27 protein-coding genes are annotated in these 25,530 nt (G+C 62.0%); 3 read left to right on the top strand and 24 right to left on the bottom strand.

Translation table 11 applies throughout. The features are described from left to right. Positions 1–7: 7 nt before the first annotated feature. Positions 8–904 (bottom strand): LysR family transcriptional regulator ArgP, encoded by an 897-nt coding sequence (locus OPV09_RS23515; protein WP_219327628.1) that lies wholly within the window; start codon positions 902–904, stop codon positions 8–10. A gap of 73 nt (positions 905–977) precedes the next feature. On the opposite strand from OPV09_RS23515, the gene OPV09_RS23510 reads away from it, so the two are divergent. Next, the gene (locus OPV09_RS23510; RefSeq protein ID WP_072455374.1) at positions 978–1,622 is read left to right on the top strand and encodes a LysE/ArgO family amino acid transporter; all 645 of its coding nucleotides are present in this window, start codon (positions 978–980) and stop codon (positions 1,620–1,622) included. Positions 1,623–1,631: 9 nt separating this feature from the next. Here OPV09_RS23510 and fliR read toward each other — a convergent pair whose 3' ends face one another. The 13 genes from fliR to fliF form a co-directional block, all read right to left on the bottom strand. Next, positions 1,632–2,498, bottom strand: coding sequence for a flagellar biosynthetic protein FliR (gene fliR / locus OPV09_RS23505; RefSeq protein WP_034754046.1), 867 nt, complete (start codon positions 2,496–2,498; stop codon positions 1,632–1,634). 16 nt (positions 2,499–2,514) lie between these two features. Beyond that, positions 2,515–2,784, bottom strand: coding sequence for a flagellar biosynthesis protein FliQ (fliQ, locus tag OPV09_RS23500; protein WP_034754044.1), 270 nt, complete (start codon positions 2,782–2,784; stop codon positions 2,515–2,517). Positions 2,785–2,793: 9 nt separating this feature from the next. Continuing rightward, entirely contained in the window at positions 2,794–3,570 is a 777-nt protein-coding gene (fliP, locus tag OPV09_RS23495) for a flagellar type III secretion system pore protein FliP (protein ID WP_034754042.1), read from the bottom strand. Then, positions 3,560–4,147, bottom strand: coding sequence for a flagellar biosynthetic protein FliO (gene fliO / locus OPV09_RS23490; protein WP_338679507.1), 588 nt, complete (start codon positions 4,145–4,147; stop codon positions 3,560–3,562). Before fliO ends, fliP begins: the two co-directional genes overlap by 11 nt. Further along, a complete protein-coding gene (gene fliN, locus OPV09_RS23485) occupies positions 4,144–4,578 on the bottom strand; it encodes a flagellar motor switch protein FliN (RefSeq protein WP_034754038.1) in 435 nt (144 codons plus the stop codon). Before fliN ends, fliO begins: the two co-directional genes overlap by 4 nt. Positions 4,579–4,756: 178 nt before the next feature. Continuing rightward, on the bottom strand, positions 4,757–5,743 hold the full coding sequence (gene fliM, locus OPV09_RS23480; RefSeq protein ID WP_034754035.1) for a flagellar motor switch protein FliM: 987 nt from the start codon (positions 5,741–5,743) through the stop codon (positions 4,757–4,759). A gap of 6 nt (positions 5,744–5,749) precedes the next feature. Continuing rightward, positions 5,750–6,262, bottom strand: coding sequence for a flagellar basal body-associated protein FliL (gene fliL / locus OPV09_RS23475; protein WP_034754032.1), 513 nt, complete (start codon positions 6,260–6,262; stop codon positions 5,750–5,752). Positions 6,263–6,448: 186 nt separating this feature from the next. Next, on the bottom strand, positions 6,449–7,705 hold the full coding sequence (locus OPV09_RS23470; protein ID WP_338679506.1) for a flagellar hook-length control protein FliK: 1,257 nt from the start codon (positions 7,703–7,705) through the stop codon (positions 6,449–6,451). 19 nt (positions 7,706–7,724) lie between these two features. Next, entirely contained in the window at positions 7,725–8,165 is a 441-nt protein-coding gene (fliJ, locus tag OPV09_RS23465; protein ID WP_338679505.1) for a flagellar export protein FliJ, read from the bottom strand. 32 nt (positions 8,166–8,197) lie between these two features. Continuing rightward, positions 8,198–9,514: a flagellar protein export ATPase FliI gene (gene fliI, locus OPV09_RS23460; RefSeq protein WP_235194273.1), complete on the bottom strand. Its 1,317-nt coding sequence runs from the start codon at positions 9,512–9,514 to the stop codon at positions 8,198–8,200. Between the two features lie 89 nt (positions 9,515–9,603). After that, positions 9,604–10,305 (bottom strand): flagellar assembly protein FliH, encoded by a 702-nt coding sequence (locus OPV09_RS23455; RefSeq protein ID WP_139092333.1) that lies wholly within the window; start codon positions 10,303–10,305, stop codon positions 9,604–9,606. Between the two features lie 43 nt (positions 10,306–10,348). Further along, a complete protein-coding gene (fliG, locus tag OPV09_RS23450) occupies positions 10,349–11,347 on the bottom strand; it encodes a flagellar motor switch protein FliG (protein ID WP_034754023.1) in 999 nt (332 codons plus the stop codon). Next, positions 11,340–13,055 (bottom strand): flagellar basal-body MS-ring/collar protein FliF, encoded by a 1,716-nt coding sequence (gene fliF, locus OPV09_RS23445; protein WP_338679503.1) that lies wholly within the window; start codon positions 13,053–13,055, stop codon positions 11,340–11,342. The genes fliG and fliF overlap by 8 nt, the downstream gene beginning before the upstream one ends. Before the next feature lie 328 nt (positions 13,056–13,383). On the opposite strand from fliF, the gene fliE reads away from it, so the two are divergent. After that, the gene (gene fliE / locus OPV09_RS23440) at positions 13,384–13,686 is read left to right on the top strand and encodes a flagellar hook-basal body complex protein FliE (RefSeq protein WP_254798560.1); all 303 of its coding nucleotides are present in this window, start codon (positions 13,384–13,386) and stop codon (positions 13,684–13,686) included. A 143-nt stretch (positions 13,687–13,829) separates the two neighbouring features. Here fliE and OPV09_RS23435 read toward each other — a convergent pair whose 3' ends face one another. From OPV09_RS23435 to OPV09_RS23400, 8 genes are all read right to left on the bottom strand, one after another. Beyond that, a complete protein-coding gene (locus OPV09_RS23435) occupies positions 13,830–14,576 on the bottom strand; it encodes a flagellar brake protein (protein ID WP_080698661.1) in 747 nt (248 codons plus the stop codon). 25 nt (positions 14,577–14,601) lie between these two features. Then, positions 14,602–14,928 carry an EscU/YscU/HrcU family type III secretion system export apparatus switch protein gene (locus OPV09_RS23430; protein ID WP_034754014.1) on the bottom strand — a complete coding sequence of 109 codons (327 nt, stop codon included), beginning with the start codon at positions 14,926–14,928 and terminating at the stop codon, positions 14,602–14,604. Further along, the gene (locus tag OPV09_RS23425; protein ID WP_338679502.1) at positions 14,921–16,099 is read right to left on the bottom strand and encodes a flagellar hook-length control protein FliK; all 1,179 of its coding nucleotides are present in this window, start codon (positions 16,097–16,099) and stop codon (positions 14,921–14,923) included. Before OPV09_RS23425 ends, OPV09_RS23430 begins: the two co-directional genes overlap by 8 nt. 26 nt (positions 16,100–16,125) lie before the next feature. Further along, positions 16,126–16,452 carry a flagellar protein FliT gene (locus tag OPV09_RS23420; protein ID WP_070303636.1) on the bottom strand — a complete coding sequence of 109 codons (327 nt, stop codon included), beginning with the start codon at positions 16,450–16,452 and terminating at the stop codon, positions 16,126–16,128. A 3-nt stretch (positions 16,453–16,455) separates the two neighbouring features. After that, complete coding sequence (gene fliS / locus OPV09_RS23415; RefSeq protein ID WP_034754008.1) at positions 16,456–16,902, bottom strand: flagellar export chaperone FliS; 447 nt, start codon at positions 16,900–16,902, stop codon at positions 16,456–16,458. Positions 16,903–16,924: 22 nt separating this feature from the next. Beyond that, the gene (fliD, locus tag OPV09_RS23410) at positions 16,925–19,603 is read right to left on the bottom strand and encodes a flagellar filament capping protein FliD (RefSeq protein ID WP_252867337.1); all 2,679 of its coding nucleotides are present in this window, start codon (positions 19,601–19,603) and stop codon (positions 16,925–16,927) included. Positions 19,604–19,836: 233 nt separating this feature from the next. Beyond that, positions 19,837–20,202 carry a flagellar protein FlaG gene (locus OPV09_RS23405; RefSeq protein WP_070303638.1) on the bottom strand — a complete coding sequence of 122 codons (366 nt, stop codon included), beginning with the start codon at positions 20,200–20,202 and terminating at the stop codon, positions 19,837–19,839. Between the two features lie 84 nt (positions 20,203–20,286). Further along, positions 20,287–21,771 (bottom strand): flagellin, encoded by a 1,485-nt coding sequence (locus OPV09_RS23400; RefSeq protein WP_072455362.1) that lies wholly within the window; start codon positions 21,769–21,771, stop codon positions 20,287–20,289. 607 nt (positions 21,772–22,378) lie between these two features. Here OPV09_RS23400 and OPV09_RS23395 point away from each other — a divergent pair. After that, on the top strand, positions 22,379–23,041 hold the full coding sequence (locus OPV09_RS23395; RefSeq protein ID WP_338679501.1) for a DNRLRE domain-containing protein: 663 nt from the start codon (positions 22,379–22,381) through the stop codon (positions 23,039–23,041). 59 nt (positions 23,042–23,100) lie between these two features. Here OPV09_RS23395 and OPV09_RS23390 read toward each other — a convergent pair whose 3' ends face one another. Then, positions 23,101–24,672 carry a diguanylate cyclase gene (locus OPV09_RS23390; RefSeq protein WP_070303640.1) on the bottom strand — a complete coding sequence of 524 codons (1,572 nt, stop codon included), beginning with the start codon at positions 24,670–24,672 and terminating at the stop codon, positions 23,101–23,103. A gap of 198 nt (positions 24,673–24,870) precedes the next feature. Further along, entirely contained in the window at positions 24,871–25,518 is a 648-nt protein-coding gene (locus OPV09_RS23385) for a response regulator (protein ID WP_034753998.1), read from the bottom strand. Positions 25,519–25,530: the final 12 nt, after the last annotated feature.

Below are 25,530 nucleotides of genomic sequence, written 5' to 3'. Positions count from 1 at the left end.
CTGGCAATCAGGGCGGCAGCAGGCCCGTGCGGGCGGCGGCCAGGATGGCGGCGCTCAAGCCATCGAGCAGGCTGGAGGCTGCGCGCGCCGTATGCCAGTGCAGGGGCACGTCCAATGGCGCATCGGGCAGCAGTTCGACCAGGCTGCCATTATCGAGATGGGACTGGATCAGCGCCTGCGGATGCAAGCCCCAGCCCATGCCGGCCAGGGCGGCCGTGACGAAAGCATGCGACGAGGGCAGGGTGTGGCGCGGCAACTCCACGTGCCGGTGGCACAGGCGCCGCACCCAGCGCGCCTGCAGCTCATCCTTGGCATTGAACACGAGGCTGGGCGCCAGCGCCAGGCTGGCGGCGCCGACGCCGTGGGCAAAATGCCGCTGCAGGAAGGCGGGACTGGCGGCCGCCAGGTAGCGCATGGCGCCCAGCGGACGGCTGTTGCAGCCGGAAGCGGGCCGGGCCGTGGCGCTGACGGCGGCCAGCACGGCGCCGCTGCGCAGCCACTCGGCCGTATGGTCCTGATCGTCGACGGCCACTTGCAGCAGCACCGGATGCGCGGCCCCGAAGGCGGCGATGGCGGGCGCCAGCCAGGTGGCCAGGCTGTCGGCGTTCACGGCGATGGGCACGCTGGCGCGCGACATGCCCTGCGCTGCCAGCGCCGGCAAGGTGCCCTGCAAATCCTGTTCCAGCAATTGCACCTGGTCCACATGCTGGCACAAGCGCCGGCCCGTTTCCGTCGCGCGGCAGGGCTGGTCGCGGATGACCAGCGCGCAACCGACGCGCTCTTCCAGCAGGCGGATGCGCTGCGAAATGGCTGATGGCGTCACGTGCAAGGCGCGCGCCGCGCGCTCGAAACTGCCTTCGCGGATGACGGCGGCCAGGGCGGCGAGGGCGGCATAATCGAGCATGAATGAAGTTCTCCTTAACTGACTGTAGAAAAGGTAGTTTGCCTTCATTCCATGCGGCTGGCAAGATCGCCGCATGACACTCCCGACCGCCACCACACCACTCGTTTTTTCCGTCTTTCTCCAGGGCTTGACCCTGGGTCTGGGACTCATCGTTGCCATCGGCTCGCAAAATGCCTTTGTCTTGCGGCAAGGCTTGCGCCGCGAACACGTGGGCGCCATCGTGCTGTTCTGTGCCTTGGCCGACGCGGCGCTGATTGCCGCCGGCGTCCTGGGCATGTCCCGGGCGCTGGGGCAGCGTCCCATGCTGGCCAGCGCGCTGGCGCTGGGCGGTGCCATTTTTCTGGCCGTCTATGGTTGGCAAGCCCTGCGGCGCGCCCGCCGTCCCCAGCAGCTGCACGCCGCCGAGGGCGGTGCAGGTCTCGGCCTGGCTGCCATCCTGGCGCAGGCAGCCGCCTTTACCTTGCTCAACCCTCATGTCTATCTGGATACGGTATTGCTGGTGGGAAGTATCGGCGCCCAGCAGCCGGGCGCGCTGCGCGCCTGGTTTATTGCTGGCGCCAGCGCGGCCAGCCTGCTGTGGTTTGCTTCGCTCGGCTATGGCGCGCGCTGGCTGGCGCCGTGGTTTGCGCGGCCGCGGGCCTGGCAAGTGCTCGATGGCTTGATCGGTGTGACCATGTTCGTGCTGTCGGCGCTGCTGCTGCGCCACGCGCTGGGCTGATAGGTCTGATCAGCGCGTGGGCGGCAGCGGCGCCGGCGCAGGCAGTGCGGGGCGCAAGGGATTCGGCGGCACCGGCGGCGGCGGCCGGTCGCGGGTGGCAAAGCCGCGCGGCAGCAAACGCGCCGTTTCTATGCCGCGCAGGAACATGTTCTGGAAGGGCGTGGCCAGGTAGGGCAGGACCATGCCGATCACCAGCAAGCCTACGCCCAGGGTGACGGGAAAGCCGATACCGAAAATGTTCAGCTGCGGCGCGGCCCGCGTCAAGATGCCCAGGGCCACGTTGGTCAGCAGCAGGGCGGCGATGATGGGCAGCGAAATTTGCAGGCCGGAACGGAAGATTTCCCCGCCCCAGGCAGCCAATTGCTGGAAACCGCCGCCGCTGATGGGGCTAGCCGAAATGGGCAGGCTGACAAAGCTTTCCGCCAGCGCCGCCAGCAAGACCAGGTGGCCATTGACGGTCAAAAACATCAAGGTAGCCAGCATCACGAGGAACTGGCTGATGGCGGACGACCTGCCCTTGGTTTGCGGGTCGAAGAACGAGGCAAAGCCCAGGCCCATGGTGAGACTGCTGAGTTCGCCGGCCATTTCGATGGCGGAAAACACGATGCGGATGGAAAACCCCATGGCCAGGCCCACCAGCATTTCCTGCGTGAGGATCAGCAAACCGGGCAGGGACATCGGGTTGACGGCCGGCAAGGCCGGCACGGTGGGGGCGATGATCATGGCCAGCAGCGCGCCCAGGGTCACCTTGACGGTGGCCGGCAGGGCCGCATTGCCGAACAGGGGGGCGGCCGCGATCAGGCCGAGGATACGGCTAAGCGGCCACAGCAATGCTGCGATCCACGTATTGAGTTCGATGCTGGACAGGGTCAGCATGGCAACAGTGGCTGCACTAACCCACCAGGTTCGGGATGCCCGTAAACACCTGGCGCATGTAGTCGAGCATGACGGACAGCATCCACGGACCGGCCACGACGATGGCGACAAAGATGCCGACCAGCTTGGGGATGAAGGAGAGGGTCGCCTCGTTGATCTGCGTGGCCGCCTGGAAGATACTGACGATCAAGCCGATGATGAGGGCGACGAGCAGCATGGGCGCGGCCACCATCAGCGTGATTTCCATCGCATGGCGGCCCAGGGTCATGACGCTTTCGGGTGTCATCTGCTTCCCCTAGTAAAAACTCTGAGACAACGAGCCCAGCAGCAACTGCCAGCCATCGACGAGCACGAACAGCATCAGCTTGAACGGCAGCGAGATCGTGGCGGGCGACATCATCATCATACCCATCGACATCAGCACGCTGGCGACCACCATGTCGATGATCAAAAACGGGATGAAGATGGCAAAGCCGATCTGGAACGCCGTCTTCAGTTCACTGGTGACGAAGGCGGGCACGAGGATGCGCAGCGGCACGTCTTCCGGACCTTGCAGGGCCGGTGAGCGCGACATCTTGGCAAACAGGGCCAGGTCGGCCTGGCGCGTCTGCTTGAGCATGAAGGTTTTCAGGGGATCGACGCCCTTGTCCATCGCCTGCTGCATGGTGATCTTGTTTTCCTGGTAGGGCTGGTAGGCATCCGTATAGATCTTGTCGAACACGGGGCCCATGACGAACAGGGTCAGGAACAGGGCCAGGCCCACCAGCACCTGGTTCGGCGGTGCCGATTGCGTGCCGATGGCCTGGCGCAGCAGGGACAGCACGATGATGATGCGCGTAAAGCAGGTCATCATCAACAGGGCCGCCGGCAAAAAGGTGAGCGACGTCATCAGGATGAGCGTCTGCACAGGCAGCGAGTAATTCTGGCCGCCGCCCGGCGCCGGCGTGCTGTTGAAGGCAGGGATGCCAGGCTGGGCCATCGCCCACAGCGGCAAGGCCAGGGCAACGGCCGCCAGCAGCCAGGTCAGGGGAGTCTTCAAGGTGGACCACGCCATCTGCTGCTTATTTCCCATTGCGTTTTTCGATGGTCTGTTTCAGCCACTCGGAAAAATTGGCGGCCGCGGGGCCGTTTTGTGCCGTGGCCAGTTGCGGCAGGTCGCCTTCCTGGCGCGGCATGGTGGCCAGCGCGTTGATCCGGCCTGGCGAGGCGCCGACGACGATCCACTGGTCGGCCACTTCGACGAGGACGATGCGTTCGCGTCCGCCCAGGTTGAGCGAGCTGACGACGCGCATCTTGTTGTTGCCGCCCATGACCTTGGGGCCATAGCGTTTCATGAACCAGGCCAGGCCGATCAAGAGGGCCAGCACGAACATCAGCGCGAAGATGGTTTGCAGCAAGCTGCCGGCCGAGCTTGCCGGCGCCATCGTCGCCGGTGCGCCAGGCGGCATGGCGGGCAGGGCGGCGGCAGGCGAGGCAGCCGGAGAAGCTGCTGGCGCCGCTACGGCGGCAGGCGGTGTCTCGCTTGCCACGGCGACGGAAGCGCTGGCGGCGCTGGCCGCTGGTGCGGACGCGGCTGGCGCTTCAGCCAGCGCAATGCTGCATGCCGCCATCAGCGGCAGCATGGTGGAAATCAACAGGCCAGGCTTCATTTATTCAATTTTCGGATGCGTTCGGAAGGCGTGATGATGTCGGTCAGGCGGATGCCGAACTTGTCATTGACCACCACCACTTCGCCCTGGGCGATCAGGCAGCCGTTGACCAGCACGTCCATCGGTTCGCCGGCCAGGCCGTCGAGCTCGACCACGGAGCCCTGCGCCAGTTGCAGCAGGTTCTTGATGGCGATCTTGGTGCGGCCCAGTTCGACCGTCAGCTGCACGGGGATATCGAGGATGAAATCGATATCGTTGTGCGTTTCCGACTTCGACGCCTGCTTGGAAAAGTCCTTGAACACGGCGGCGCTGGCGGCGCTGGCCGTATTGGCGGCCTGGTTCTGCAGCGCTTCGGCTTCCGCCTTGGCCTGCTCGGCAATGGCCGCGCCCCAATCGTCTTCCGCGCTTTGGTCGTCTTGGTTGTCAGACATGTGTTTCTCCTGTTGTACAGAGTTGGCCGCCAAGCGGCCAGTGTATATATTAATTGTAACGCCTGGCAAAATCGTAGCGAGCGGCAGTGATTTGTGGCTAAGAAGCGCAACCGTGCTGGAACACGGTGAGCATCGCAGGCCGCACAAAGCGCGACGCGCAGCAGGTTTGGTCAGGTGTTTAGTGGTTGTTCATGTTATCGGCATTAGCGAGGAGTTTCTCCACCTTCAATGCATATTGTCCGTTCAGCACGCCGTACGTGCAATCCATCACGGGCACGCCGTCGACGGTGGCGGCGATCAGTTCCGGAATATTCAGGGGGATGATGTCGCCCACCTTCATGTTCAGGATTTCATCGAACGAGACGCGCGCCGTGCCCAGCGAGGCCACCAGCTCGACTTCGGCGATCTGGATCTGCTGCGTCATCAGGCGGATCCAGCGCTTGTCCACTTCCAGCGCCTCGCCCTGCAGGCTCGAGGTCAGCGAATCGCGGATCGGCTCGATCATCGAATACGGCATGCAGAAATGGATTTGTCCGGAAACGGAGCCCAGTTCCACCGTAAACGTGGAAGCCACCACCACCTCGTTCGGCGTGGCGATGTTGGCGAACTGCGTGTTCATTTCCGAACGGATATATTCGAACTCGACGGGGAAGACCGGCTCCCACGACTTGGTATAGGCTTCAAAGACGATGTCGAGGATGCGCAGGATGATGCGCTGCTCCGTCTGCGTAAAGTCGCGTCCTTCGACGCGCGTATGGAAGCGCCCGTCGCCACCGAACAGGTTGTCGACCAGCAGGAAGACGAGTCCCGGGTCGAACACCATCAGGGCCGTGCCGCGCAGCGGCTTCATGTGCACCAGGTTCAGATTGGTCGGCACCACCAGGTTGCGGATGAACTCGCTGTATTTCGAGACGCGCACGGAACCGACCGACACTTCGGCGCTGCGGCGCAGGAAGTTGAACAGGCCCACGCGCAGCAGCCGGGCGAAACGCTCGTTGATAATTTCCAACGTTGGCATCCGGCCGCGCACGATGCGCTCCTGGGTTGCCAGGTTGTAGGTACGAACTCCCGTGACATCTTCCGGCGCCTGCGCGTCGTCCTGGTCTCCGTTGACGCCCTTCAGAAGGGCATCGACTTCTTCCTGGGAGAGGAAATTATCGGCCATGGCTGCTTATTGAATGATGAATGCGGTAAATAATACGTCCGTCACGTCCTGCTCCGGCCCTTTGTCCTCGAACGGCTGGTTCACCTGATTGATGATTTCGGCCGCCAGCTGCTGCTTGCCTTCCACGGTATTGAGTTCGGACGCCTTCTTGCCCGACAGCAGCAACAGCAAGCGGCTGCGCACTTTCGGCATGTTCAGCTTGATGGAATCCATTTCTTCCGGGCTGCCCACTTGCAGGGTAAACGCGATCTGCAGGTATTGCTCGCCATTTTCCGGCTGCAAGTTGACGGTGAACGCATCGACGGGCACGAATACGGGTGGACCTGCCTTGGAAGCGGCATGTTTTTTCTTGCTCGGTGCCGATTCTTCTTTATCGGCCTTGCCATGCAGGAAGTACCAGGCGGCACCGCCACCGATGCCGCCGGCCACCAGCACCGAGGCCAGCACAATGATCAGAAGCTTCTTTTTCGAGGCGCCGGCGGGAGCCAGGCCTGCATCTGCTTTCGGATCTGCTTTCATTTTTGGATTTGCTTTCAATGGTACTCGGGTGCATGGAAGTGGATCACGACGCCATTATGTCATTATCGGCAAATTCTGCGCAGAAGGATGCAGTGAAAAGAGGGCGGAAGCGCCCTCAACTCGCTGTTTTTATACGAAAAGTTATGCCGTGGGGGGCGCCTGTGGCCTGCGGACGACGAATTGTCCTCAGGCAAAGGTATCCACGGCACTCAGGCTGGCCCGGCTGCGCCCGCCCGTCGCCGGCGCGATGGCGATCTCGCCACCGGAAGTGCCGCCGCCCTGGCCATTGCCACGGCGTTCGCCCGAGGCGGCGCGTTCGCCATTGTTTTGCTGTTCCGGCGTGCCGGCCGAGACGGTGGCGCTGCCGAAGGCGATGCCCGCTTCGCTCATCATTTCGCGCAGGCGCGGCATGGCCGCTTCCAGCGCCTGGCGTACTTCCGGCTGGGCCGACATGAAGGCGGCATCGGCCTGGTCATTGGTCACCGTCAAGACCACTTGCACGGGACCCAGATCGGGCGGATTCAGGGTCAGGGTGGCGCTCTGATCGCCACCGGCCGCCATCCACACGACTTTCTGCCCCAGTTGCTGGTCCCAGGCTGGCGAGCCGACCCGGCCCGTCAGCTTGTCGGCCGGCACGGCCAAGGCGGCGGCAGCCTGCTGCAGCGCGCTTGGCTGTAACTGGGCCGCCAGGCGGCCCAGCTCGGCTGGTGTTTCCTTGAGGATCGGTTCGGCCACGGCGGCGCCCGCCTTGGCGGTGGCTGCCAGCTGGGCGTCGATGGCCAGCTTGCCCGGTTCGGCCTTGCCTGCCGGCACGCCGGTGCCTGGTGTGGCGGCCGCCTTGCCCTGGGCCTGGCCCAGGCTGTCGGCAAAGTCGCCGCTGTCCGCTTGCGCAATGACAGTGGCGGCGGCCTTGCCGCTGCCCTGGCCGGCTGCCAGCAATGGCCCCGTTGCCAGGCCTTTGCCGTCAGCCTTGACGCTGGAACGCGCGGGCAGTTCCGGCATGGCCTTGGCCGCTGGCGGCTGGATGGCCAGCTGGATGTTGCCCACGAGGGCCAGCATCGCGGCGGCCGGATCGGCTGGCGGCGCTGTTTCGGCGGGAACGTTGGCCTCGGCGACGGTGCTGTCGGTGGCGGGGGGGGCCGCCGCTTCGGTGGACTGTGCTGGCGGTTGTTCGCTGCTGGCGGCCTGTTCTGTGCCCGCTTGCGCCGGCTTCGCTTCATTGGCGGGCGCTGGCGTGGCGGCGGGGCTGGCAGGACGCGCCGCCGGTGCTGCCGCTTGCGTTTGCGCCATATTTCGGCTGGCCTGGCGTTGCTCGATCTGGCGGTTCAGGGTGCGCTGGAAGTCGCCCGCCGTGCCGCTGGTGGACGGCTGGCTGCGGTTGGCGGCACCCGGCGTGGCGTTCGGCGAGATAATCTGGGAAATCGGGGTTGGCTGGGTTTGCATGATGCTGCCTTAGTGTTGCTTAGCGTTTGTAATAGGCTTGTCGCGCCGCGTGCTCATCCATTGCTTTCTGGTCGCGCTTGTTTTCCAGCTTCAGCGCCTGTTCCTGCACCCGGTTGTTCAGGGTGGTGTACGACATGCGCTTGCGTTCGGCCAGCTGCCAGCGCATCTTTTCATTGTCGCTGCGCGCTTGCGCATGCTCGACCACTTGCTGCTGGCCCATGATGGCGCTGTCGAGCTTGCCCATGAAAGCCTGGAAATTGCGGTAAGCCATCGGCGTGATGCCGCTGCTCATGCTCGCCTCGAAGCGCTTGGCATAGTCGTCGCGGTAGCCGGACAGCATGTCGAGCTTCTGGCGGCAATCGTCGAGCGCCTTCAGGGCCGCGCCCAGGCGCTTGGCGCAGTCGTCCGTTTCGCGCTGGGCAAGGTCGATCAGGGTTGCAAGTTGGGAAGGAGAAGCCATGGCTGATTATATTCCCGCTATGCAAGTCCTAATCAGTCGAATAGAGCGGTAAGTTGCCCCAAGCTCTCGTCCATGCTGACCCGCTCCGTGATTTGCTGTTGCAAAAACGCCTCGATCTTTTCATGCAGGGCGATGGCCTGGTCCAGCACGGGGTCGGTGCCGGCGCTGTAGGCGCCCACGCTGATCAGGTCGCGGCTGCGCTCATAGCGCGAATACAGCTGTTTCAGCTTGCGCGCCTGCTGCTGGTGCTCGTGCGTGGTGATCGAGTGGGCCGCGCGCGAAATCGATTGTTCGATGTCGATGGCCGGATAATGGCCCGCCTCGGCCAGGCGGCGGTTCAGCACGATATGGCCGTCCAGGATGGCGCGCGCCGAGTCGGCGATCGGATCCTGCTGGTCGTCGCCTTCGGTCAGCACGGTGTAGAAGGCCGTGATCGAGCCGCCGCCTTCCTCGCCATTGCCGGCCCGCTCCACCAGCACGGGCAGCTTGGCGAAGACGGACGGCGGATAGCCCTTGGTGGCGGGCGGTTCGCCGATGGCCAGGGCGATTTCGCGCTGCGCCATGGCGTAGCGGGTCAGCGAATCCATGATCAACAGCACGTTCTGCCCCTGGTCGCGGAAATACTCGGCAATGGCCGTCGCATATGCGGCCCCTTGCAGGCGCATCAGCGGCGGCGTGTCGGCCGGCGCGGCCACGACGACGGAGCGGGCCAGGCCTTCGGCGCCCAGGATTTGCTCGATGAATTCCTTCACCTCGCGGCCCCGTTCGCCGATCAGGCCGACGACGATCACGTCCGCTTCCGTGTAGCGGGCCATCATGCCCAGCAGCACGCTTTTACCGACGCCGGAACCGGCGAACAGGCCCATGCGCTGGCCACGGCCCACAGTCAGCATGGCGTTGATCGAGCGCACGCCCACGTCCAATGTGTCGACGATGGGCGCGCGGCCCAGCGGATTGGCGGGACGTACATTGATGGGGGCGCTGTCGACCGTGTGCAGGGGACCGAGCTGGTCGAGCGGGCGGCCAGCGCCGTCGAGCACGCGGCCCAGCAGTTGCGGCCCCACGGGCAAGTGGCGCGCGCGGTCGCTGGGGCGGCGGCGCGGGTGCGCCACGCTGCCGGGGCGGGGGATGGCCGGTTCGACGGAAAACACGCGCGTGCCGGGCACGATGCCCTCGACGTCGCTTTGCGGCATCAGAAACAGGCGCTCGCCTTCAAAGCCCACCACTTCCGCCTCGACCCGGCCGCCATTTGGCAGCGGCACGGTACAGGCGGCGCCGACGGCCAGGCGCAAGCCCACGGCTTCCATCACGAGACCGGCCACGCGCGTGACCCGGCCTGAAATTTGCATCGGTTCGACAAAGCCGACGACGGCCGAACAGTCGCTCAGGTAGGCGCGCCAGCGCGCCGCATGGGCAGTGGGGCCTTTGACGGGCTCGCTCACGGCGCCAGCCAGTCCAGGTCTTTGCCCAGCGCATGCGTCAGGCGGTGCCAGCGGGTAGACGCCTGCGCGTCGATCTGGTTGCTGGCCGTGTCGATCTTGCAACCGCCGCGTTCCACGCTGGGGTCTTCGATGACACGCCAGCCGCCCTTGTCGAGCTCATCGCCGATGCCGTCGCGCACCACTTGCGCGTCTTCCGGGTTGAGCATCAGCAAGGCCGGTTGTTGCAGCACTGGCAAGTATTCGATGGCTTCGCGCACGATCGGCAGCATCAGCTCGGGGCGCACGGGCAAGGCCGTCTTGAGCATACCCTTGGCCAGCTGCAGCGCCAGTTCCATCACGTCGTTGGCGATCAGTTCGTCTGCCTGGTGCACGGCCGTGCCGAAGTCGACGGCGATGGTTTGCAGGTGCGCCAGTTCCACGCTAGACGCCGCCTTGCCTTGCGCATACGATTCGGCATGGCCATCGGCATGTCCGGCCGCATGGCCTTCCGCATAGCCGGCCGCGCGGCCTTCCTCGAAGGCCGTGGCGCGCGCTTCCTCGCGGATGGCGTCGAGCTCTTCCTGTGTCGGGTATTCGAGCGGCGGGGCCAGCTCTTCCTCGTGCAGTTCGGCAAACGGATCAAGTTCCGGTTCCGGATCAGGTTCCAGCAGCTTGCGCGCCGCCACCACGCTGGGACGCTCGTCGCCAAACGAGGTCATTTCCCAGCGCTGGTAGGCGGTTTGCTGCTCTTTGGGAATCAAATTAGACAAACGAATCCTCGCCTTTTCCGCCTAGGACAATCTGCCCTTCGTCCGCCAGGCGGCGCACGATCTGCAGGATCTGTTTCTGCTGCGATTCCACTTCCGACAGGCGCACGGGGCCTTTCGACTCGAGGTCTTCGCGCATCATCTCGCCGGCGCGCTGCGACATGTTCTTGAAGATCTTGTCGCGCAGCTCTTGCGAGGCGCCTTTCAGGGCGATGATCAGCATTTCCGACTGCACTTCGCGCAACAGCAACTGGATGCCGCGGTCGTCGATGTCGATCACGTTGTCGAACACGAACATTTCGTCCATGATCTTTTGCGCCATGTCGTTGTCGTAGTTCTTGATGTTGTCCATGACGGAGCCTTCTTGCTCGCCGCTCATGAAGTTCAGGATCTCGGCTGCCGCGCGCACGCCGCCCAGCGACGATTTCTTGATATTTTCGTTACCCGACAGCAGTTTCGTCAGCACGTCGTTAAGTTCGCGCAAGGCGGCCGGCTGCACGCCGTCCAGGGTGGCGATGCGCAGCACCACGTCGTTGCGCAAACGGTCCGTGAAGTGGCCGAGGATTTCGCAAGCCTGGTCGCGCTCCAGGTGGACGAGGATGGTGGCGATGATCTGCGGGTGCTCGTTGCGGATCAGCTCGGACACAGATTGCGAATCCATCCATTTCAGCGATTCGATGCCGGACGCATCCTTGCCGCCCAGGATGCGCGACAGCAGCACGGACGCCTTGTCGTCGCCCAGCGCCTTGGTCAGCACCTGGCGGATATATTCGTCCGAATCGAGGCCGACCGTGGAATTGAGTTCCGTCTGCGCGCGGAAGTCGCCGAGCACCTCGACCACCTGCTCGTGCGCGATACCCTTCATGGTGGCCATGGCGGCGCCCAGTTTCAGCACTTCGCGCGGGCCGAGGAATTTCATCACTTCGGCCGCTTCGCTTTCGCCCAGTGCCAGCATCAGGATCGATGCTTTTTGCAGTCCCGTTGTCTCAGTCATTATTGCCTATCCATGCTTTGATCACGTTGGCCACCACGCGCGGGTCTTCCTGCGCCAGTTTTCTGGCCATCGCCAGGTTTTCGCGATAACCGCGGGCAGTGTCTTCTTCCAGTTCTTCCAGTTCCGCTTCGCTGAGCAGGACTTCGTTTTCTTCGTCCATCTTCTCCAGTTCCGGCTCGATGACGGGCGGCGGTGCGCCGAAATCGTCGATCTTGCGCATCACGGGGCGCAGCATCGGGCGCACGATCTTGATGAAGATATACAGCAGGATCAGGGCCGTGATGAGGAATTTCGCCAATTCCTTGGCCAGCGGCAAGTTGGCCGGGTCGCGCCACCACTCGAGCTTGCCTTCCGGCGCACGGTCGATGCCGTCGAACGGCGAGTTGGCCACGCTGAAGCTGTCGCCGCGCTCCTTGTTATAGCCCATCGCTTCCTTGACCAGATTATTGATCTGGACCATTTCGGCAGGGGAAATCGGCTTGACCGTGACCTTGCCATCCTTGTCGAAAGTACGGCGATAGTTGACGACGACGGCCACCGACAGGCGGCGCAGGCCGCCCATGGACTTCTGCTCGTAGCGCACGGTCTTGTCGACTTCATAATTCGTCGTCGATTCCTTCTGTGTCGGCGCCGTCGGCGCGCCGCCCGGAGCGCCCGGCGCCTCGGCCGTCAATGGCGCCGTCGCCACGCCAGGCGGCTGGTTCGACAGCGCACCCGGCACGCCGGATGGGTTGGCATTGCCGGCGCCCGTCGACTCGCTCGTTTGCTGGCTGCGGATGGTGGACGCTTCCGGCGGCGAATTCGGCTTGTAGGTTTCGGCCGCCTGCTCGCTTTGCGAGAAATCGACATCGGCCGTCGCTTCGGCGCGCACATTGCCTTCGCCGACGATGGGCAGCAAGATCGATTCGACCTGCTTGATCACGCTTTGCTGCAACTGCTGCACGTACTTCAGCTGGTTCGGGTCCAGGCTCTTGATGCCGTTGGCGCGGTCCTTATCCTTTTCCTGGTTCGACAGCAAGGTGCCGGCCTGGTCGACCACGGTGACATTGATCGGCAGCAATTCCGGTACGCTGGACGCCACCAGGTGGACGATGGCGCTCACCTGCAGCTGATCGAGGCCGCGGCCCGGATGCAGGTTCAGCAGCACGGAAGCCGTCGGTTTTTGCTGTTCGCGCACGAAGACGGACGGTTTCGGCAGGGCCAGGTGGACACGCGCCGTGTCGACGGCGGAGACGGATTCGATCGATTTCGCCAGTTCGCCTTCCAGCGCGCGCTGGAAATTGACCTGTTCCAGGAATTGCGACACACCCAGCTTCTGGTTTTCCATCAGCTCGAAGCCCACGTTGCCGCCCTTCGGCAAGCCTTGCGCGGCCAGTTTCAGGCGCGCGTCGTGGACTTGTTCGGATGGCACGAGAATGGCGCCGCCGCCTTCGGAAAACTTGTGCTTGATGCCCAGCTGGTCCAGCGAAGCGGTGATGGCGCCGCCGTCGCGGTCCGTGTAATTGGAGAACAGGACTTTGTATTCAGGCGGCTGGTTCCACATGTACAGTGCCACGCCGATGGCGATCAGTGCCGCCACGCCCAGGCCGCGCAGGAAATTCTTGCCCATCGGCGTCTTGGCGAACGCTTGCACGGACTCCACGGGCGAGCGGGCAGGCGCCGGTTCCGGCGGTATGCGGTTCACATCGATTTCTTCGGCTACAGCCATGATTGCCTTCCGGGGCGCGTATGTTTGCTAATGAGTGGGGGCCGCTTCCACTGGAGGAGGGGGCGATATGCAGAATTATCCGCCACTGTCACGCGCTTCAATCGTCCAAATAGAAGGCGCTTTTGCCGCCTGCTCGGCCGAGCGGCTGGCGTTGGCGCTGGTATTGTGGAACCCTGGCAACATGTGACGGAAGTTATTGTACCCGTCGTTGCCTTGCAAGCCAGGGTTTTGTTCTCTGGGTGCAACAGGCATGGAACAGATATGAAGCAGACCAGAATCGGGAGGCAAAGTGAAAACAGGCGGTATCGATAGCAGCAGGATCGAGGCGATGATCGCGCAACTGAAGTCGGCGGCCACGCGGCCGGAGGCGAAAATACCGGCGATCCAGACCGAGATGCCGGCGGCGAAGGTGAATTTTGCCGATGCCTTCAAGAGCGCGCTCGACTCCGTGAGCGGCGCGCAAAAGGCTTCGTCGGCGCTGGGCCAGCGCTTTACCATGGGCGACGAAAAGGTCAGCCTGTCGGACGTGATGGTAGCGATGCAAAAGTCGAGCATCGAATTCCAGGCGACGGTGCAGGTGCGCAATAAGTTAGTCTCGGCATATCATGAGATCATGAATATGCAGGTTTGATACAGACAAGTGTATTGGTACGTCACGAACGCCTTACAAACCGTAGCGAGCGGAAGCCAGTTGTGGCCGAGAAGCGGAACTGTACTCTAGTACAGTGAGCATCGCAGGCCGCAAATGGCGACGCGCAGTAGGTTTGTAAGGTGTTAACCTAACCCAGCCATGCGGGCGTTGCGCTCGCGTTCAAGACGCGTGATATAGCGCTGCACGTGCGCCAGCATGCTGCGCGGCAGGTCGACGAACTGGCAGCCGAGGCGGCGGTTCAGTTTGTTGTTCAGCAGGGTCATGTCCAGCGAATTGCGAATTTGCAAAGTCGCGGTGACGATGCCGACGTCGGGCAAGTCGATGCGGCAACCGGGATAGTCCCTGCCGATCGTTTCGCCCAGCATCAGTTTATTGTCGAGGATGGCGATGCCGCCGCAGCTGATGTCGGCCAGCGGGAACAGGGTATCGGCGCCACCGAGCGAGGGCGGCAGGGGAATCGAGACGCGCACGGGATTGCTCACGGGCGTCGTCATGCGGTAGTACTCGCGCCGCTGCAAACGGATCAGTGTTTCTGGAATGGCAATTTTCAAGGCGGGCGTGCCGCCGTAATTGCACTCTTCCACCTGGGCGCTGGCAAACAGGATGCGGATCTTGTCGAGCGAGGTTTCAAATGAAATGCCCGTGGCGGCCAGCATGCGCCGGTTCTGGTCGGCGTTCACGGAACGGTCGAGGATGACGGTATTGTGGTCGGCATCGACTTCCAGGATGGACGTGACGCACACATCGGATTCACCGTGGATCAGCATGCGGATCAGCTGGTTTTTTTCGCTGATGCCGCGCAGCAAGGCAATGATTTCCCGCCGCGATTCCACTTCAAAATCATGCCAGTTTTCGAGGCCGGAATCCATAATATGTGCTTGCATTGATGCCTGTCTATGTATCGGTGAGGTTGACGCTGGTGTCGGGCGGCGGCGGGATCGGCCCGCCATTCGCAGATTCAATATGATATAACCAGGCCAGCAGTTCCGCAATCGCCCGATACAGGCCGGGCGGAATCTGGCGGTCCAGGTCGACATCCATCAGCAGCGCCACCAATTCCTTCGATTCATGCACGAACACGCCGTGTTCGCGCGCCGTGCTGATGATCTGGTCCGCGATCAGGCCGCTGCCCTTTGCCACCACCTTGGGCGCCGGCGTGCCGCTCTGGTAGGCCAGCGCGACGGCCGTCTGCGGCACCTTGCGTCTGCTGTCGTCAAGCATCGTTTTCTCCAGCCGCCTCCGGCTTGCCGGCGATCGTCAACGACGATAATGGCCAGCCGGCCGCGTCCAGCGACGCTTCCAGCCGCGCCGCATGCTGGCGCAAGGTGTCGGCGCTGCCTTCGCTGCCCGCCTGCAACTGGATGGATACGCGGCCGCCCTGCAGGACCACATGCGCGGCCAGGTCGCCCAGAAGGGGGAACTGGAAGCGCACATTGCTGCGCCAGGCCGTCGCTTCCTCGTCGCCATCGCGTCCTTCGTGCTGCTGCCCTTCCGGCGCATCCTTGCTGATATCCCACTGCATCTTCTGGCCGGGCCAGGCTTCGCCCTGCCACTGCACGCGCGCCTGTTCGTGCGTATGCAGCTGCAAATTGATCAGTTGCGCCGAAGCGAGGTCGGTGCCCGTTCTGGCCATGTCGCCCTGTGCCGCCTTCTGCATTTGCGGCTCCAGCAGCAGCGAGGCCAGCGGCCGCTTGCCTTCGGCCCATTCGGCCACGTGCGATTCATAGAACAGGCCGCTGCTGCCGACGGCATCGCGCAGGTTCTGGGCCACCTGGGCCGGAGCGGCGCCGGGCGTGGCCATCAGCGGCGTCTTGCCGACCAGCGACAGGGGCGCGCCGGGCACGCTTTCGGCCTGGCTGAGCACCGTGCTGATGGCGCGCGCGGTGGTGCTCAGCTCTGGCGCGGGCGTGTCGCCGGCCAGGGCGGGCAGCAGATTGGCGGGTGTCAGGGGTGCACGGCTGAGCAGGGTGGCGGCCGTGCTGCTGGCGCGCGTGCCCGCCTGGGCGGCACCGGCCTGGGGGCCGCGCAGGTCGGCTGCCTCGGGCTCGGCTTCCGCGTCCGCATATGTCAGCAGGGCGCTGGCGGGCTGGTCGCGGTTATTGCCGATTTGAAAAGAGGGGCGGGGATTGATGCCGATCAGGGTCAGCGGGATTTCCGTGCCCGGCTGGGCGCCGGCGGGCAGCTGCATGCGGGCCGGCGTGCCGGCCACGCGCACGAGGAAGCTGCCGTCGCCCATGCGGGCCAGCACCTGTCCCTGCATGGATTTGCCGATCAGTCCCTGCAGCGAGCGCTGGAACTCGGCCTGGCGCGGGTCGGCGACGCTGTCGGCCGTCCGCGTGGCCTTGACCGGGGTCAGGGGCGTCATGCCGATCGCATCCATCTTCGGCAACATGATAGCTGACCTTGCCCCGTGGGCGTTTAGACGCCGTAGGCGTTGGCCAGGCGCCGCTCGGTGCCGGTGCTGTTGATCAGCTTGGACAAGTGGGCCATCCACGGCATGGTCAAATCGCGGATCTTGCGGTCGTCTTCGAGGATCTGCTTGATCAGGGCGACCTTGCGCTGGCGGCCGGCGCTTTCCAGCACGACTTTTTCTTCATTCGCCTTCAGCGCGGCCACATGCGCGCTCACTTGCTGTTCCAGCGCTTCGAGCTCGTCCCAGTCGGCATTGCTGGCGGCGGTCACCATCCGGCCCGTCAGGGTCTGCATGGCTTCGTAGGTGGTCAATACTTCTTGATTCGTCATCATGGGTCAGGCGCTCGCAAGGCTGGGCATACGTTTCAAATCGGCGCCGGGAATGGCGGCCGGCGTGGCGCCGATGGCGTTCCAGGTTTCGCGCAGGTCGGTCAGCAGGCGCTGCACTTCTTCCAACAGGCTGATGTCGTTTTTCAGGTTGGCCATCAGCAGGCGCGCGCTCATGTATTCGTACAGGGCGTCGAGGCCTTCGGCGATCTGGCCGCCAGCGTCCTTGTCCAGGCTGGCGCGCAAGCCATTGTCGATGATCTGGATGGCTTTCGAGATGGACTTGCCTTTTTCCGGCACATTGCCCGATTTCATGTGCATCTGCGCGCTGAGCACTGCCACCAGGGCGCCGTCGTACAGCATCACGATCAGCTTGTGCGGCGAGGCCGAGACGATGCCCGTCTCCAGGCCGACCTTGGCATAGGCGTTGACGCCGCGTTGTTGGGTTCCAAACATGTAATTCTCCTGATGATAGCGCTTAACGGTTGGCGGCGATGGCGGCCAGCTGCTGGGTCAGATAGGTCTGCGTAGTCTGCATGGCACTCAGCGACACGTCGAGGCGCGAGAACTGGGCGCGATAGCGCGCTTCGATGGCGGTCAGTTTTTCGCTGAACTTGTCGCGCTGCGCCGCCACCGATTTCAGGGTTTCGTTGATGCCATTCGTGCGGCCGGTGATCATGCCGTCCGTCCCCAGGAAGGAGGTGGCCAGATTGTTCAGCTGGTAGGCATAGCCTTGCGAGAAGCTGACGGTGCCGCGCGGGCCGATCGTGCCGCCAGTTACCTCGATTTTCAAGCCTTCCGACGATGAACCGGGCGCGCCCGTCAGCGTCTGACCGGAGCCGATGACCGGTTGTCCGCCCAGGGTGCCAGCCACGTCGGCGCCCTTGACGGGCTTGGCCGTGCCAAACAAGGTTTCAATGGTGGTTCCCGTGCCGTTGCTCAGGGCCAGGTTCGACACGGAACCATAGCGGCTCGAGGCCAGCACCAGCTTGCCCGTGCCATCGATCGAAGCGGACACGGTGGCGCCATTGTCCGAGAAGGCTTTCACGCCATTGATCGACGATTGCACCAGCGCCGCCAGCTGGGCCGGTGTGTAGGTGCCGGCCGGTATCGTCACCTGGGCCGTGTTCTTGGCGGATGAAGGATCCGTATCGTTCAGGGTCACGTTCCAGGTGGTATCGCTGGCGATGGTCGTGCTGGCGCCCAGCACGCCGGTCGAGGTGAGCGAACCCTGGCTGGCCATGGTGGTGATGCTCAGTTCATACGTGCCGGGCTTGGTTGCCGCCGTCGAGCTGGTAAAGGAGACGTTGCTGTCGCTGGTCTTGCCGATGGCCGAGAACAGGCCAGCGATATCGCTGAAATTGGCACTGATGGCCTTGTCGAGTTTGCTGGAATCCAGCGCCAGGCTGCCGTCTTTCTGGAAAGAAATACCCACCTGGCTGAGGGTACTCATAGTGCTGTTCAAGCCGGTGATCGGCGCGCCCAGCTGTCGGCGCAGCTGGCTCTGGATCGATTGCACGGTCGAGTCGCCCAGCAGCACGCCGCCAGTCTTGGTGTCGGGATTGTACGCCGTCATTTTACCGATCGCCGTGTTCAGTTCGTTGTATGCCTTGACGAAGGAGTTGATGCTGGTCTTGACGGTGGTGGTATCTTTGGCAACGGACAGGCTGCTGCTGCCGACCTTGGCGATGTTCAGGGTAATGCCTTCGATTGCCGTATCGACGCTGTTCGAGCTGCTGGTGATGGGAATGCCGTTAACACTGAACATGGTGTTCTGTGCCGCGCTGTTCTGCTTCAGATTCTGCGCGCCGCCAACGTCGTAGGCCAGCAAGGATTCCAGGGCACTGTCCGCAGGCTGGCCGTCACTGCCGCTCAGCGAGATTTTCATGGCCGAATTGGCGCCCGTCTTGCTTGAGCTGAGTACCAGGTGGAACGGTTTATCCGTGCCGTCGGAAACGATGCTGGCCGTGACGCCCAGGCCGGCGTTGTTGATGGCGTCGCGTATGCCTTGCAAGGTATTGTTTGTCGAATCAATGACGACCGACCCCGTTGCCTGCGTCGCATCCTGGGTAAAACCGGCACCCATGTAGCTGCCGACGGTGCCCGCCGTCAGGCCGGCGGCGGCCGGATTGCTGCCAGCGATGATGATGGGGCTGGCATTGCCCGATGTCAGGGTGATGGCGCTGGCAATTGTCACATTCGAGCCATCGTTGCTTGCGCCCGCTGCCTTGCCGATGCCACCGCTGACGCCACCCGTGACGACCTCTTCAATATTGATGTTGGAGCCATCGGCGCGCGTAAATTGCAAGGTGCCATCGGCAGCCTTGCCCGTGACCGTGATATTGGCCGCGGCCAGCGCATTCGAGACGGCATTCGGCCCTTCCAGCTTCGCATCGAGGCTGGCGGCGGTGATACCGGCGCCGGCGGCCACGTTCTCGCCTTGCGAGACGATTTCAATGCCGCCAACGGACAGGGAATAGCTGCTGCCCGCGCCGCTGGTGGCGACATTGCCATACGTGCCGAACATGGCGGCATCACTGCTTGCTGGCTGGGCCGTTGCCGTGACGCCCGTGGTGCTGCTCTTGGCATTGATGGCATCGGCCAGCGCGCGTGCGCTTTTCGTGCTGGCGTCCGTCGGGATGGCCGTGCCGTTGAGGCTCAGCGAACCGTTGCTCACGCCGTTCAGCAGTGTGCTGCCGCTCAGGGCCGTGCCTTTGGTGCCAAAGGTGCCGCCGCTTGCCGAGCCGAGCTGGAAGGAAATCGTCGTCTTGGCGCCCAGGCCGATGGTCGACAGCTTGCTGGCCATGCCACCTGACGTCAGGGTCTGCGCCTGCGCCAGCTGCGAGACATTGATATTGTAAGTGCCGGCCACGGCCTTGGCGCCAGCGCTGGCGGACAGCACCAGCGGATCCGATGGCGTGGCGCTGACGGCGCGAAAATTGTTCGAGTTGGTCAGTGACGACAGCGAGCTCTGGAAGGTGCTGATCGAACCGCCCAGTGTACCCAGGGCGCTGAGCTTGGCCTGGTAGGAAGCCGTTTTCTTGTCGTAGAGATTCAGCGGCGCCGACTCAGCCGTCATCAGCTTCTCGATGATGGCATTGACGTCCAGCATGCTATTGCCGATGCCCGGAGAGGATAAGGTTGGTGTGATGGCCACTGCATGCTCCTAGGAAAACACTAATATAAGCTGTTATCGGCAGAATCAATCAGGACTTGAGAGGGGGATTTACCGCGCTGTTTTCATTTCGGGGAAAAAAGCGGCCTGGTGTGCGTAAAGGGTTGCTCTTGTGGTAATAAGAATACGGGGGCCGGCAGGCTGGCTGGCGGACCCCGGTGTCGTGCTGATGCATGGCGAAACATGGCAGCGCGGACGGTTTTGCATGGCATCCGTCAGGCGCTTTGGCTGATGAGCGCGCCTTTGGCTGACTCAAAGGCCTTGGCCAGCGCCAGGGCTTCCTTGGTCGGGATCTGCCGCAAGACTTCCTTGGTTTCCTGGTCGATCACCATGACGACTGTGCGCTGGCTGTCCTCATCGACGGAAAATTCCAGGCCCTGGGTCTTGATTTGTGACGACTGGTTCAGTTCCGATACCGCCTGGTCCAATTGGGCGCGGCTGGGTTCCTGCTCATTTTGCTGCGTTGTCACGGCGTCAGTGGTGCTGCGAGATGCCGCGGCACGTGCCGGCGCGATGTCTGCCGGAGTGTAACTCTTCTCGATCCGGCTGGCCGAGGCGGCTGATATCGTGTCTATAGTCATGGTGCTCTCCTAGTGAAAATTCCCCTGCCGAAAAAATCCGGCAGGGGAACCTGGGTCTGGCGATGTGACGAGACTAATCGAAGATTAGCCGCGCAGCAGGCTCAGCACGCCGTTAGGCAGCGAGTTTGCTTGCGCCAGCATGGCGGTACCAGCTTGTTGCAGGATCTGGCCGCGGGTCAGGCTGGCCGTTTCTGCTGCGAAGTCGGTATCGACGATGCGGCTGCGCGATGCGGACAGGTTTTCCGTCGTCGATTGCAGGTTCGAAATCGCCGAGGAGAAGCGCGATTGCAAAGCACCGTACTGGGCGCGTTGGCTGTTGACCGTCGACAGTGCCGCATCGGTGATCTTCAGGGCCAATTGCGCGCCCGCAAACGTCGTGACGTCCAGCGATGCAACCGATTTCAGCTGCGAACCAGCATTCGTGGTTCCAGCGGCCGCCGCACCCAGGCCCAGGCCGGAACCCGCATCGGTCACGGAGAAGCTGCTGTCCGAATCGAACGTCACGCTGCCGTTGGCGATACCAACTGCAGCTGCACCTTTGGTATCAGCAGCCGCCGACAACGTGTTATCCAAGTTGTAGGTTTTGACGTCCAGCTTGACAGCAGCCGTGGCGCCATTCGTCACCTGGATGTCGGCACCATTGGCATTACTCAGCTTGATGCCAGGATTTTTGGCGTCAAAACTTGCCGTGATGCCCGTTTTGGCGGTTTGTGCATTGATCGCGTTGATGCCGGCGGCAAAGTCGGCCGCCTGGTTGGCGGCGCCGGTGACGGTGAACGAAACAGTCACGGCATCAGCAGGTGCAGAATTATCGCCGTTCAATTTGAACGAGTACGATTCCGCACCCAAGCCCAGGTTGGCTTCGGTTTTTGCCGTGGCGGTGACGCCGGTGCTTGCCGTTTTGGCATTCAATGCGGCAGCGATCGACTTGGCGGTGTCGCCTGCAACGGTGGTGTACTTGTCGGTACCCAGCTTGCCGTTGACGGTGACATCTTTGGCTGCAACGACGTTGGTCGTGGTCAGTTTGGCTGCAACAGCGTTGTTTTCAACGCGGTTGTTGCCATATGTGTTCGTCAGGAAGTTCGCGCCGTTGGCGGAAATCAGCTGGTTCGCATCGGCGCCGACCTGGAAGTTGGCCGTACCCATGGTGCCATCGAGCAGTGCCTGGCCGTTGAACGAGGTGGTCGTGGCGATACGGTTCAGTTCCGAGTTCAGCTGCGTCACCTCGGTTTGCAGCGCCTGGCGGTCGCTCGACGAGTTGGTCGAGTTCGACGACTGTACGGCCAGTTCGCGGATACGTTGCAGGATGTCGCCCGAGCTCGACAGTGCACCTTCGGCCGTTTGGGCCAGCGAGACGCCGTCGTTTGCATTGCGGGTTGCTTGGGTCATGCCGCGGATTTGCGACGTCATACGGTCGGAAATCGCCAGACCAGCAGCATCATCCTTGGCGCTGTTGATGCGCAAGCCAGAGGACAAGCGTTGCAGCGAGGTGCTCAGGGATGCTTGCGAGGAGCCCAGGTTGCGTTGCGAGTTCAGGGAAGCGATGTTGGTGTTAATTACTGCAGCCATGTTAATTCTCCAGACAGGTACTACATTGCGCTATGTGCTAGTCACTTTGGCCTGCCCCGCTGTTCCGGGACAATCAAGCCGCTGTTGTTTAGGGTAACGGTTGCTCTGCGGGAAAATTTATGGCGAAAAGTGCTTTAAATTTTAATTTTTAGCCCTTCAGTTTGTCGCAGGCCGCGCGCTAGACGACATGCTTTTTGGAAACTTTAGGGTGAAAATAATTTTATTTTGTTGGGCAGGCGAGGGCCATGAGCAAATGATATCTCTTGAGGTGTTGTGAATGAGACATTTTTTGGTGTCAATGTTAAGGATGCCAGCTTCCTACGGTTACAGCGTACCTGTTTCAAGACAGGGTAGGAATTGTTCTTGTTCGGGCCTCAGCTACTATCCAATTTATCGGTTCTCCCACCTAATTTTAGTATTCTTGATTTTGATTATTTTAAAATTATATTTTTTGCATTATTGTTGTGTTTTTATTGTTATTGACGTGGCCTATTGCTTTTAAAGGCGTTAAGCATTATTGGGTTCAATTTTTCATCTTATAGGTGATGTGTTTCGGTATAGTCAAGGGAAGGAAGCTGGTATGACATGTAAGAGGATTATTTTTTCTGTGCTGTTATTGTTGGGGATTGCATCCTATGCACAGCAAAGTTTTGCGAAAGCAGTTGTTATTGCTCCTATGGAAGATATTTCGGTCTACGGCAATGGACGTAACGGTAACACCTATTTTTATAGTGGAATTTATGCGGGGAACGTGTTTAATGGCGGCGTAGCCAGGATGTATGAAAAGTTCAGCTTGCCTGCATATGTTGCCGGAAATTCCGTGACATCTGCACTGTTCGAGATATCGTACTCACCAAGGCAGAGCTATATGAATGGAGCTCCCCTGCAAATATGGGCTATGTCAAATGACTGGGATGGCGGTACGCTCACCCGTGGTAGAACGCCGGTTATCGATTACACTGCATCGCTGGGAAAAATCAAGGCCGGCATCAATTCCACCATATATATCGATATGACTGACTTTGCCAATCAGCAGTATCAAAAAAATGCCGGAGCGATGAGCTTTGTGATCATGTCGAAGAATGAAGGGCGAATAGCGGATGATTTTACCTATTTTGACGAGAAGAAGTCCCTGAATGTAACGTTAACATCGGCGGTCCCGGAACCATCAACATATGCGATGATGTTAATGGGGCTGTTAACATTGCTCTCGCGGAAAACCATTTTCTCTCAGGCGCGTGGTTCGTGGCGTAGCCGTCAGCGCGGTTAGTTATTGTCAGTCAATGATGAGAAGGTGCCGCTGCCGCGGCACTAACGGAGTTAATTGGTTCACTCCGCCACCACCACCCGGTTCTTGCCCGTCTGCTTGGCCTGGTACATGGCGCGGTCGGCGCGCTTGACCAGCTCGGCCTGGTCTTCGTTGGGCAGGCGCAGGGCGACGCCGGCGGAGAAGGTGATCAAGACCTTTTCGTTGTCGTGCAGGAAGAAATGCCGGGTCAGCTCGCGCTGCAGGCGCGTCATCGTCGATGAGGCGGCCTCGACCGTGGTTTCCGGCAGCAGGATGAGGAATTCCTCGCCGCCGAAGCGGGCGATGACGTCCATCGAGCGCAGGGTTTCCTTGACGATCTTCACCAGGTGTTTCAAGGCGGCATCTCCGGCCAGGTGGCCGTAGGTATCGTTCAGGCGCTTGAAGTCGTCGAGGTCCAGCATGGCGATGCACAGCGGCGTGCCGCGGCGGTCGGAACGGGCCGTCTCGCGTTCGAACACGTCGTCCAGGCCACGGCGGTTCAGGCTGCCCGTCAGCTGATCTTCCCGCACCAGTTCGCTCATATGCTGGAGTTTCGCTTCCAGGGTGTGGATGCGTTGCTCGGCATCCTGCACTTCCTGGCGCGCCAGTACCATCTTGTCACGTGCGCGCAAGGCCTCGTTCTGCACCATGCGCGTTTCGCGCAGGACTTCGTCGAGAACGCTGTTCAGTTCGCTGATATTTTCCGCCTGGCTGATCTTTTCCGAATAGCCGCCGATCTTTTCATGGAAGTCGCCCGTACTGGCCGCCACTTGGCCCAGGCGGTCGATGAAGGTCATCATCATGTTCTTGACCGTCAGCTTGACGTCGGACAGGCTGTGCTTGAGCTGGCTTTGCTTGTAGATGACTTCCTTCAGGCTGCGCGTGGCGTCTTCCAGCGCGCGCTGGTCGAGCGGGCCAGCGATCAGGTTTTGCACGGCATCGACCTGGCCGCGTAGCCAGCTGTCGTCGTCGAGCAACTGGCTGACGTTGTCGAGCAGCAGCTTGAACAGGCGCAGCAGCAATTCCTGCTGCTCGGCCGTGTCGCCGCTTTTCAATTCGATCTGGTAGCACAGCTGTTTCAGGCGCAGGGCCGCTTCGTTCAGCGCTTCTTCCGTATGGGCTTGCTTGATGGCCGCGCCCAGCGATTCGGCCTCTTCCACCAGCGCGGGCGTGCCCGTCAGCAAGGTGGCGACGGCAAAGCCCAAGGTACGGCTGAGCAATTCACGCAGGGTGCGCGTCTGTTCGCCGTCCGGCAAGGGCGGCAATTCGATGCCGCCGCCTTTCTTGACCTGTTTCTCCGCCAGCTGCGCCAGGGTGCGCGCATAGCTGTCCCAGTCGCGCGCTTTCAGTGCGCGCTGGAAACGCTTGCCAAAGTCGCCCAGTTCGCCCGCCGATTCGCTCATCTTGGCGGCAAATTGCGTCAGGACGTTTTCCGCGCCGCTCTCCGTCGGTGCGCTGGCGGCCAGCACGGCACCAGGCGCCGCAGGGCTGTCCGCCGGTTCGCTGATGCCGGCGATTTCATTGTAGATATCGCGGTAGGCGCTCGGCGTGGGGGCGATGCGGCGCGTGGCCAGGCGGCGAAACGCTTCGCGGGCGATATCGGCCGGGTTCATCGCCGCGGCGGCGGTATTCGTGGCGCCAGCGGGAGCGCTTGCTGGTGAAGATGGCAATTTACTGGACATGTAGGCACAGCCTTTTCAGATATTTCTCATTATCCCCATGATATGCGAGTTGGCAAAGAACTTATTGTGCGAGAAGCAAGGAGAAGTCCTGTCAATTCGCCCGATGCCAGCGGGCATGCCGCTTTGCCGTCAATCCACCAGCTGGTTGCGGATCGCGTAGTGCGTCAGTTCCGCGCTATTCTTGAGTTTCATCTTGACCAGCAAGCGGGCGCGGTATTCGCTGACGGTTTTCACGGACAATTTCAGCTCTTCGGCGATGGCGCCCACGGCCTTGCCCGAGGCAATCATCACCAGGGTCTGGTATTCGCGGTCCGACAAGGTGTCGTGCAAGGCCGTTTCGTGGTCTTCACCCACCGTGTTGGCCAGTTCCTGCGCCAGCGAGGCGCTGATGTATTTCAAGCCCTGCGCCACCTGGCGGATGGCCGTGACCAGCTCGCGCGGCGCGCTCTGTTTCGTCAGGTAGCCTGCCGCGCCCGCCTTGAGCGAACGGATGGCGTACTGGTCTTCGCGGTGCATGGACAGCATCAGCACGGCCAGTTCCGGCTTTTCCTTCTTGATCTGCTTGAGTACCTCGATGCCGCTGCGGTCGGGCAGGGATATGTCGAGCAGCAACACCTGGCATTTGGAGCCACGGAACAGCTTGATGGCGTCGTGGCCATTTTCGGCTTCGCCGGCCACGATGATGTCCTTGGTATCGGCGAGGATTTGCTTCAAGCCTTCGCGCACGATCGCGTGATCGTCGGCGATGAATACCCGGATGGTGGCTTTTTCTTTCATGACTGCATTGTT

The sequence above is a fragment of the Janthinobacterium sp. TB1-E2 genome (genome assembly GCF_036885605.1).
Taxonomy (GTDB): domain Bacteria; phylum Pseudomonadota; class Gammaproteobacteria; order Burkholderiales; family Burkholderiaceae_D; genus Janthinobacterium; species Janthinobacterium aestuarii.
This window is presented reverse-complemented; position numbering and strand designations above follow the sequence as displayed.

Excerpts from the sequence above, each read along its gene's own strand:
- OPV09_RS23515 (WP_219327628.1), bottom strand. The coding sequence starts at position 904 with ATGCTCGATTATGCCGCCCTCGCCGCCCTGGCCGCCGTCATCCGCGAA.
- OPV09_RS23510 (WP_072455374.1), top strand. The coding sequence starts at position 978 with ATGACACTCCCGACCGCCACCACACCACTCGTTTTTTCCGTCTTTCTC.
- fliR (WP_034754046.1), bottom strand. The coding sequence starts at position 2,498 with ATGCTGACCCTGTCCAGCATCGAACTCAATACGTGGATCGCAGCATTG.
- fliQ (WP_034754044.1), bottom strand. The coding sequence starts at position 2,784 with ATGACACCCGAAAGCGTCATGACCCTGGGCCGCCATGCGATGGAAATC.
- fliP (WP_034754042.1), bottom strand. The coding sequence starts at position 3,570 with ATGGGAAATAAGCAGCAGATGGCGTGGTCCACCTTGAAGACTCCCCTG.
- fliO (WP_338679507.1), bottom strand. The coding sequence starts at position 4,147 with ATGAAGCCTGGCCTGTTGATTTCCACCATGCTGCCGCTGATGGCGGCA.
- fliN (WP_034754038.1), bottom strand. The coding sequence starts at position 4,578 with ATGTCTGACAACCAAGACGACCAAAGCGCGGAAGACGATTGGGGCGCG.
- fliM (WP_034754035.1), bottom strand. The coding sequence starts at position 5,743 with ATGGCCGATAATTTCCTCTCCCAGGAAGAAGTCGATGCCCTTCTGAAG.
- fliL (WP_034754032.1), bottom strand. The coding sequence starts at position 6,262 with ATGAAAGCAGATCCGAAAGCAGATGCAGGCCTGGCTCCCGCCGGCGCC.
- OPV09_RS23470 (WP_338679506.1), bottom strand. The coding sequence starts at position 7,705 with ATGCAAACCCAGCCAACCCCGATTTCCCAGATTATCTCGCCGAACGCC.
- fliJ (WP_338679505.1), bottom strand. The coding sequence starts at position 8,165 with ATGGCTTCTCCTTCCCAACTTGCAACCCTGATCGACCTTGCCCAGCGC.
- fliI (WP_235194273.1), bottom strand. The coding sequence starts at position 9,514 with ATGCAAATTTCAGGCCGGGTCACGCGCGTGGCCGGTCTCGTGATGGAA.
- OPV09_RS23455 (WP_139092333.1), bottom strand. The coding sequence starts at position 10,305 with ATGACCTCGTTTGGCGACGAGCGTCCCAGCGTGGTGGCGGCGCGCAAG.
- fliG (WP_034754023.1), bottom strand. The coding sequence starts at position 11,347 with ATGACTGAGACAACGGGACTGCAAAAAGCATCGATCCTGATGCTGGCA.
- fliF (WP_338679503.1), bottom strand. The coding sequence starts at position 13,055 with ATGGCTGTAGCCGAAGAAATCGATGTGAACCGCATACCGCCGGAACCG.
- fliE (WP_254798560.1), top strand. The coding sequence starts at position 13,384 with ATGATCGCGCAACTGAAGTCGGCGGCCACGCGGCCGGAGGCGAAAATA.
- OPV09_RS23435 (WP_080698661.1), bottom strand. The coding sequence starts at position 14,576 with ATGGATTCCGGCCTCGAAAACTGGCATGATTTTGAAGTGGAATCGCGG.
- OPV09_RS23430 (WP_034754014.1), bottom strand. The coding sequence starts at position 14,928 with ATGCTTGACGACAGCAGACGCAAGGTGCCGCAGACGGCCGTCGCGCTG.
- OPV09_RS23425 (WP_338679502.1), bottom strand. The coding sequence starts at position 16,099 with ATGTTGCCGAAGATGGATGCGATCGGCATGACGCCCCTGACCCCGGTC.
- OPV09_RS23420 (WP_070303636.1), bottom strand. The coding sequence starts at position 16,452 with ATGATGACGAATCAAGAAGTATTGACCACCTACGAAGCCATGCAGACC.
- fliS (WP_034754008.1), bottom strand. The coding sequence starts at position 16,902 with ATGTTTGGAACCCAACAACGCGGCGTCAACGCCTATGCCAAGGTCGGC.
- OPV09_RS23405 (WP_070303638.1), bottom strand. The coding sequence starts at position 20,202 with ATGACTATAGACACGATATCAGCCGCCTCGGCCAGCCGGATCGAGAAG.
- OPV09_RS23400 (WP_072455362.1), bottom strand. The coding sequence starts at position 21,771 with ATGGCTGCAGTAATTAACACCAACATCGCTTCCCTGAACTCGCAACGC.
- OPV09_RS23390 (WP_070303640.1), bottom strand. The coding sequence starts at position 24,672 with ATGAACCCGGCCGATATCGCCCGCGAAGCGTTTCGCCGCCTGGCCACG.
- OPV09_RS23385 (WP_034753998.1), bottom strand. The coding sequence starts at position 25,518 with ATGAAAGAAAAAGCCACCATCCGGGTATTCATCGCCGACGATCACGCG.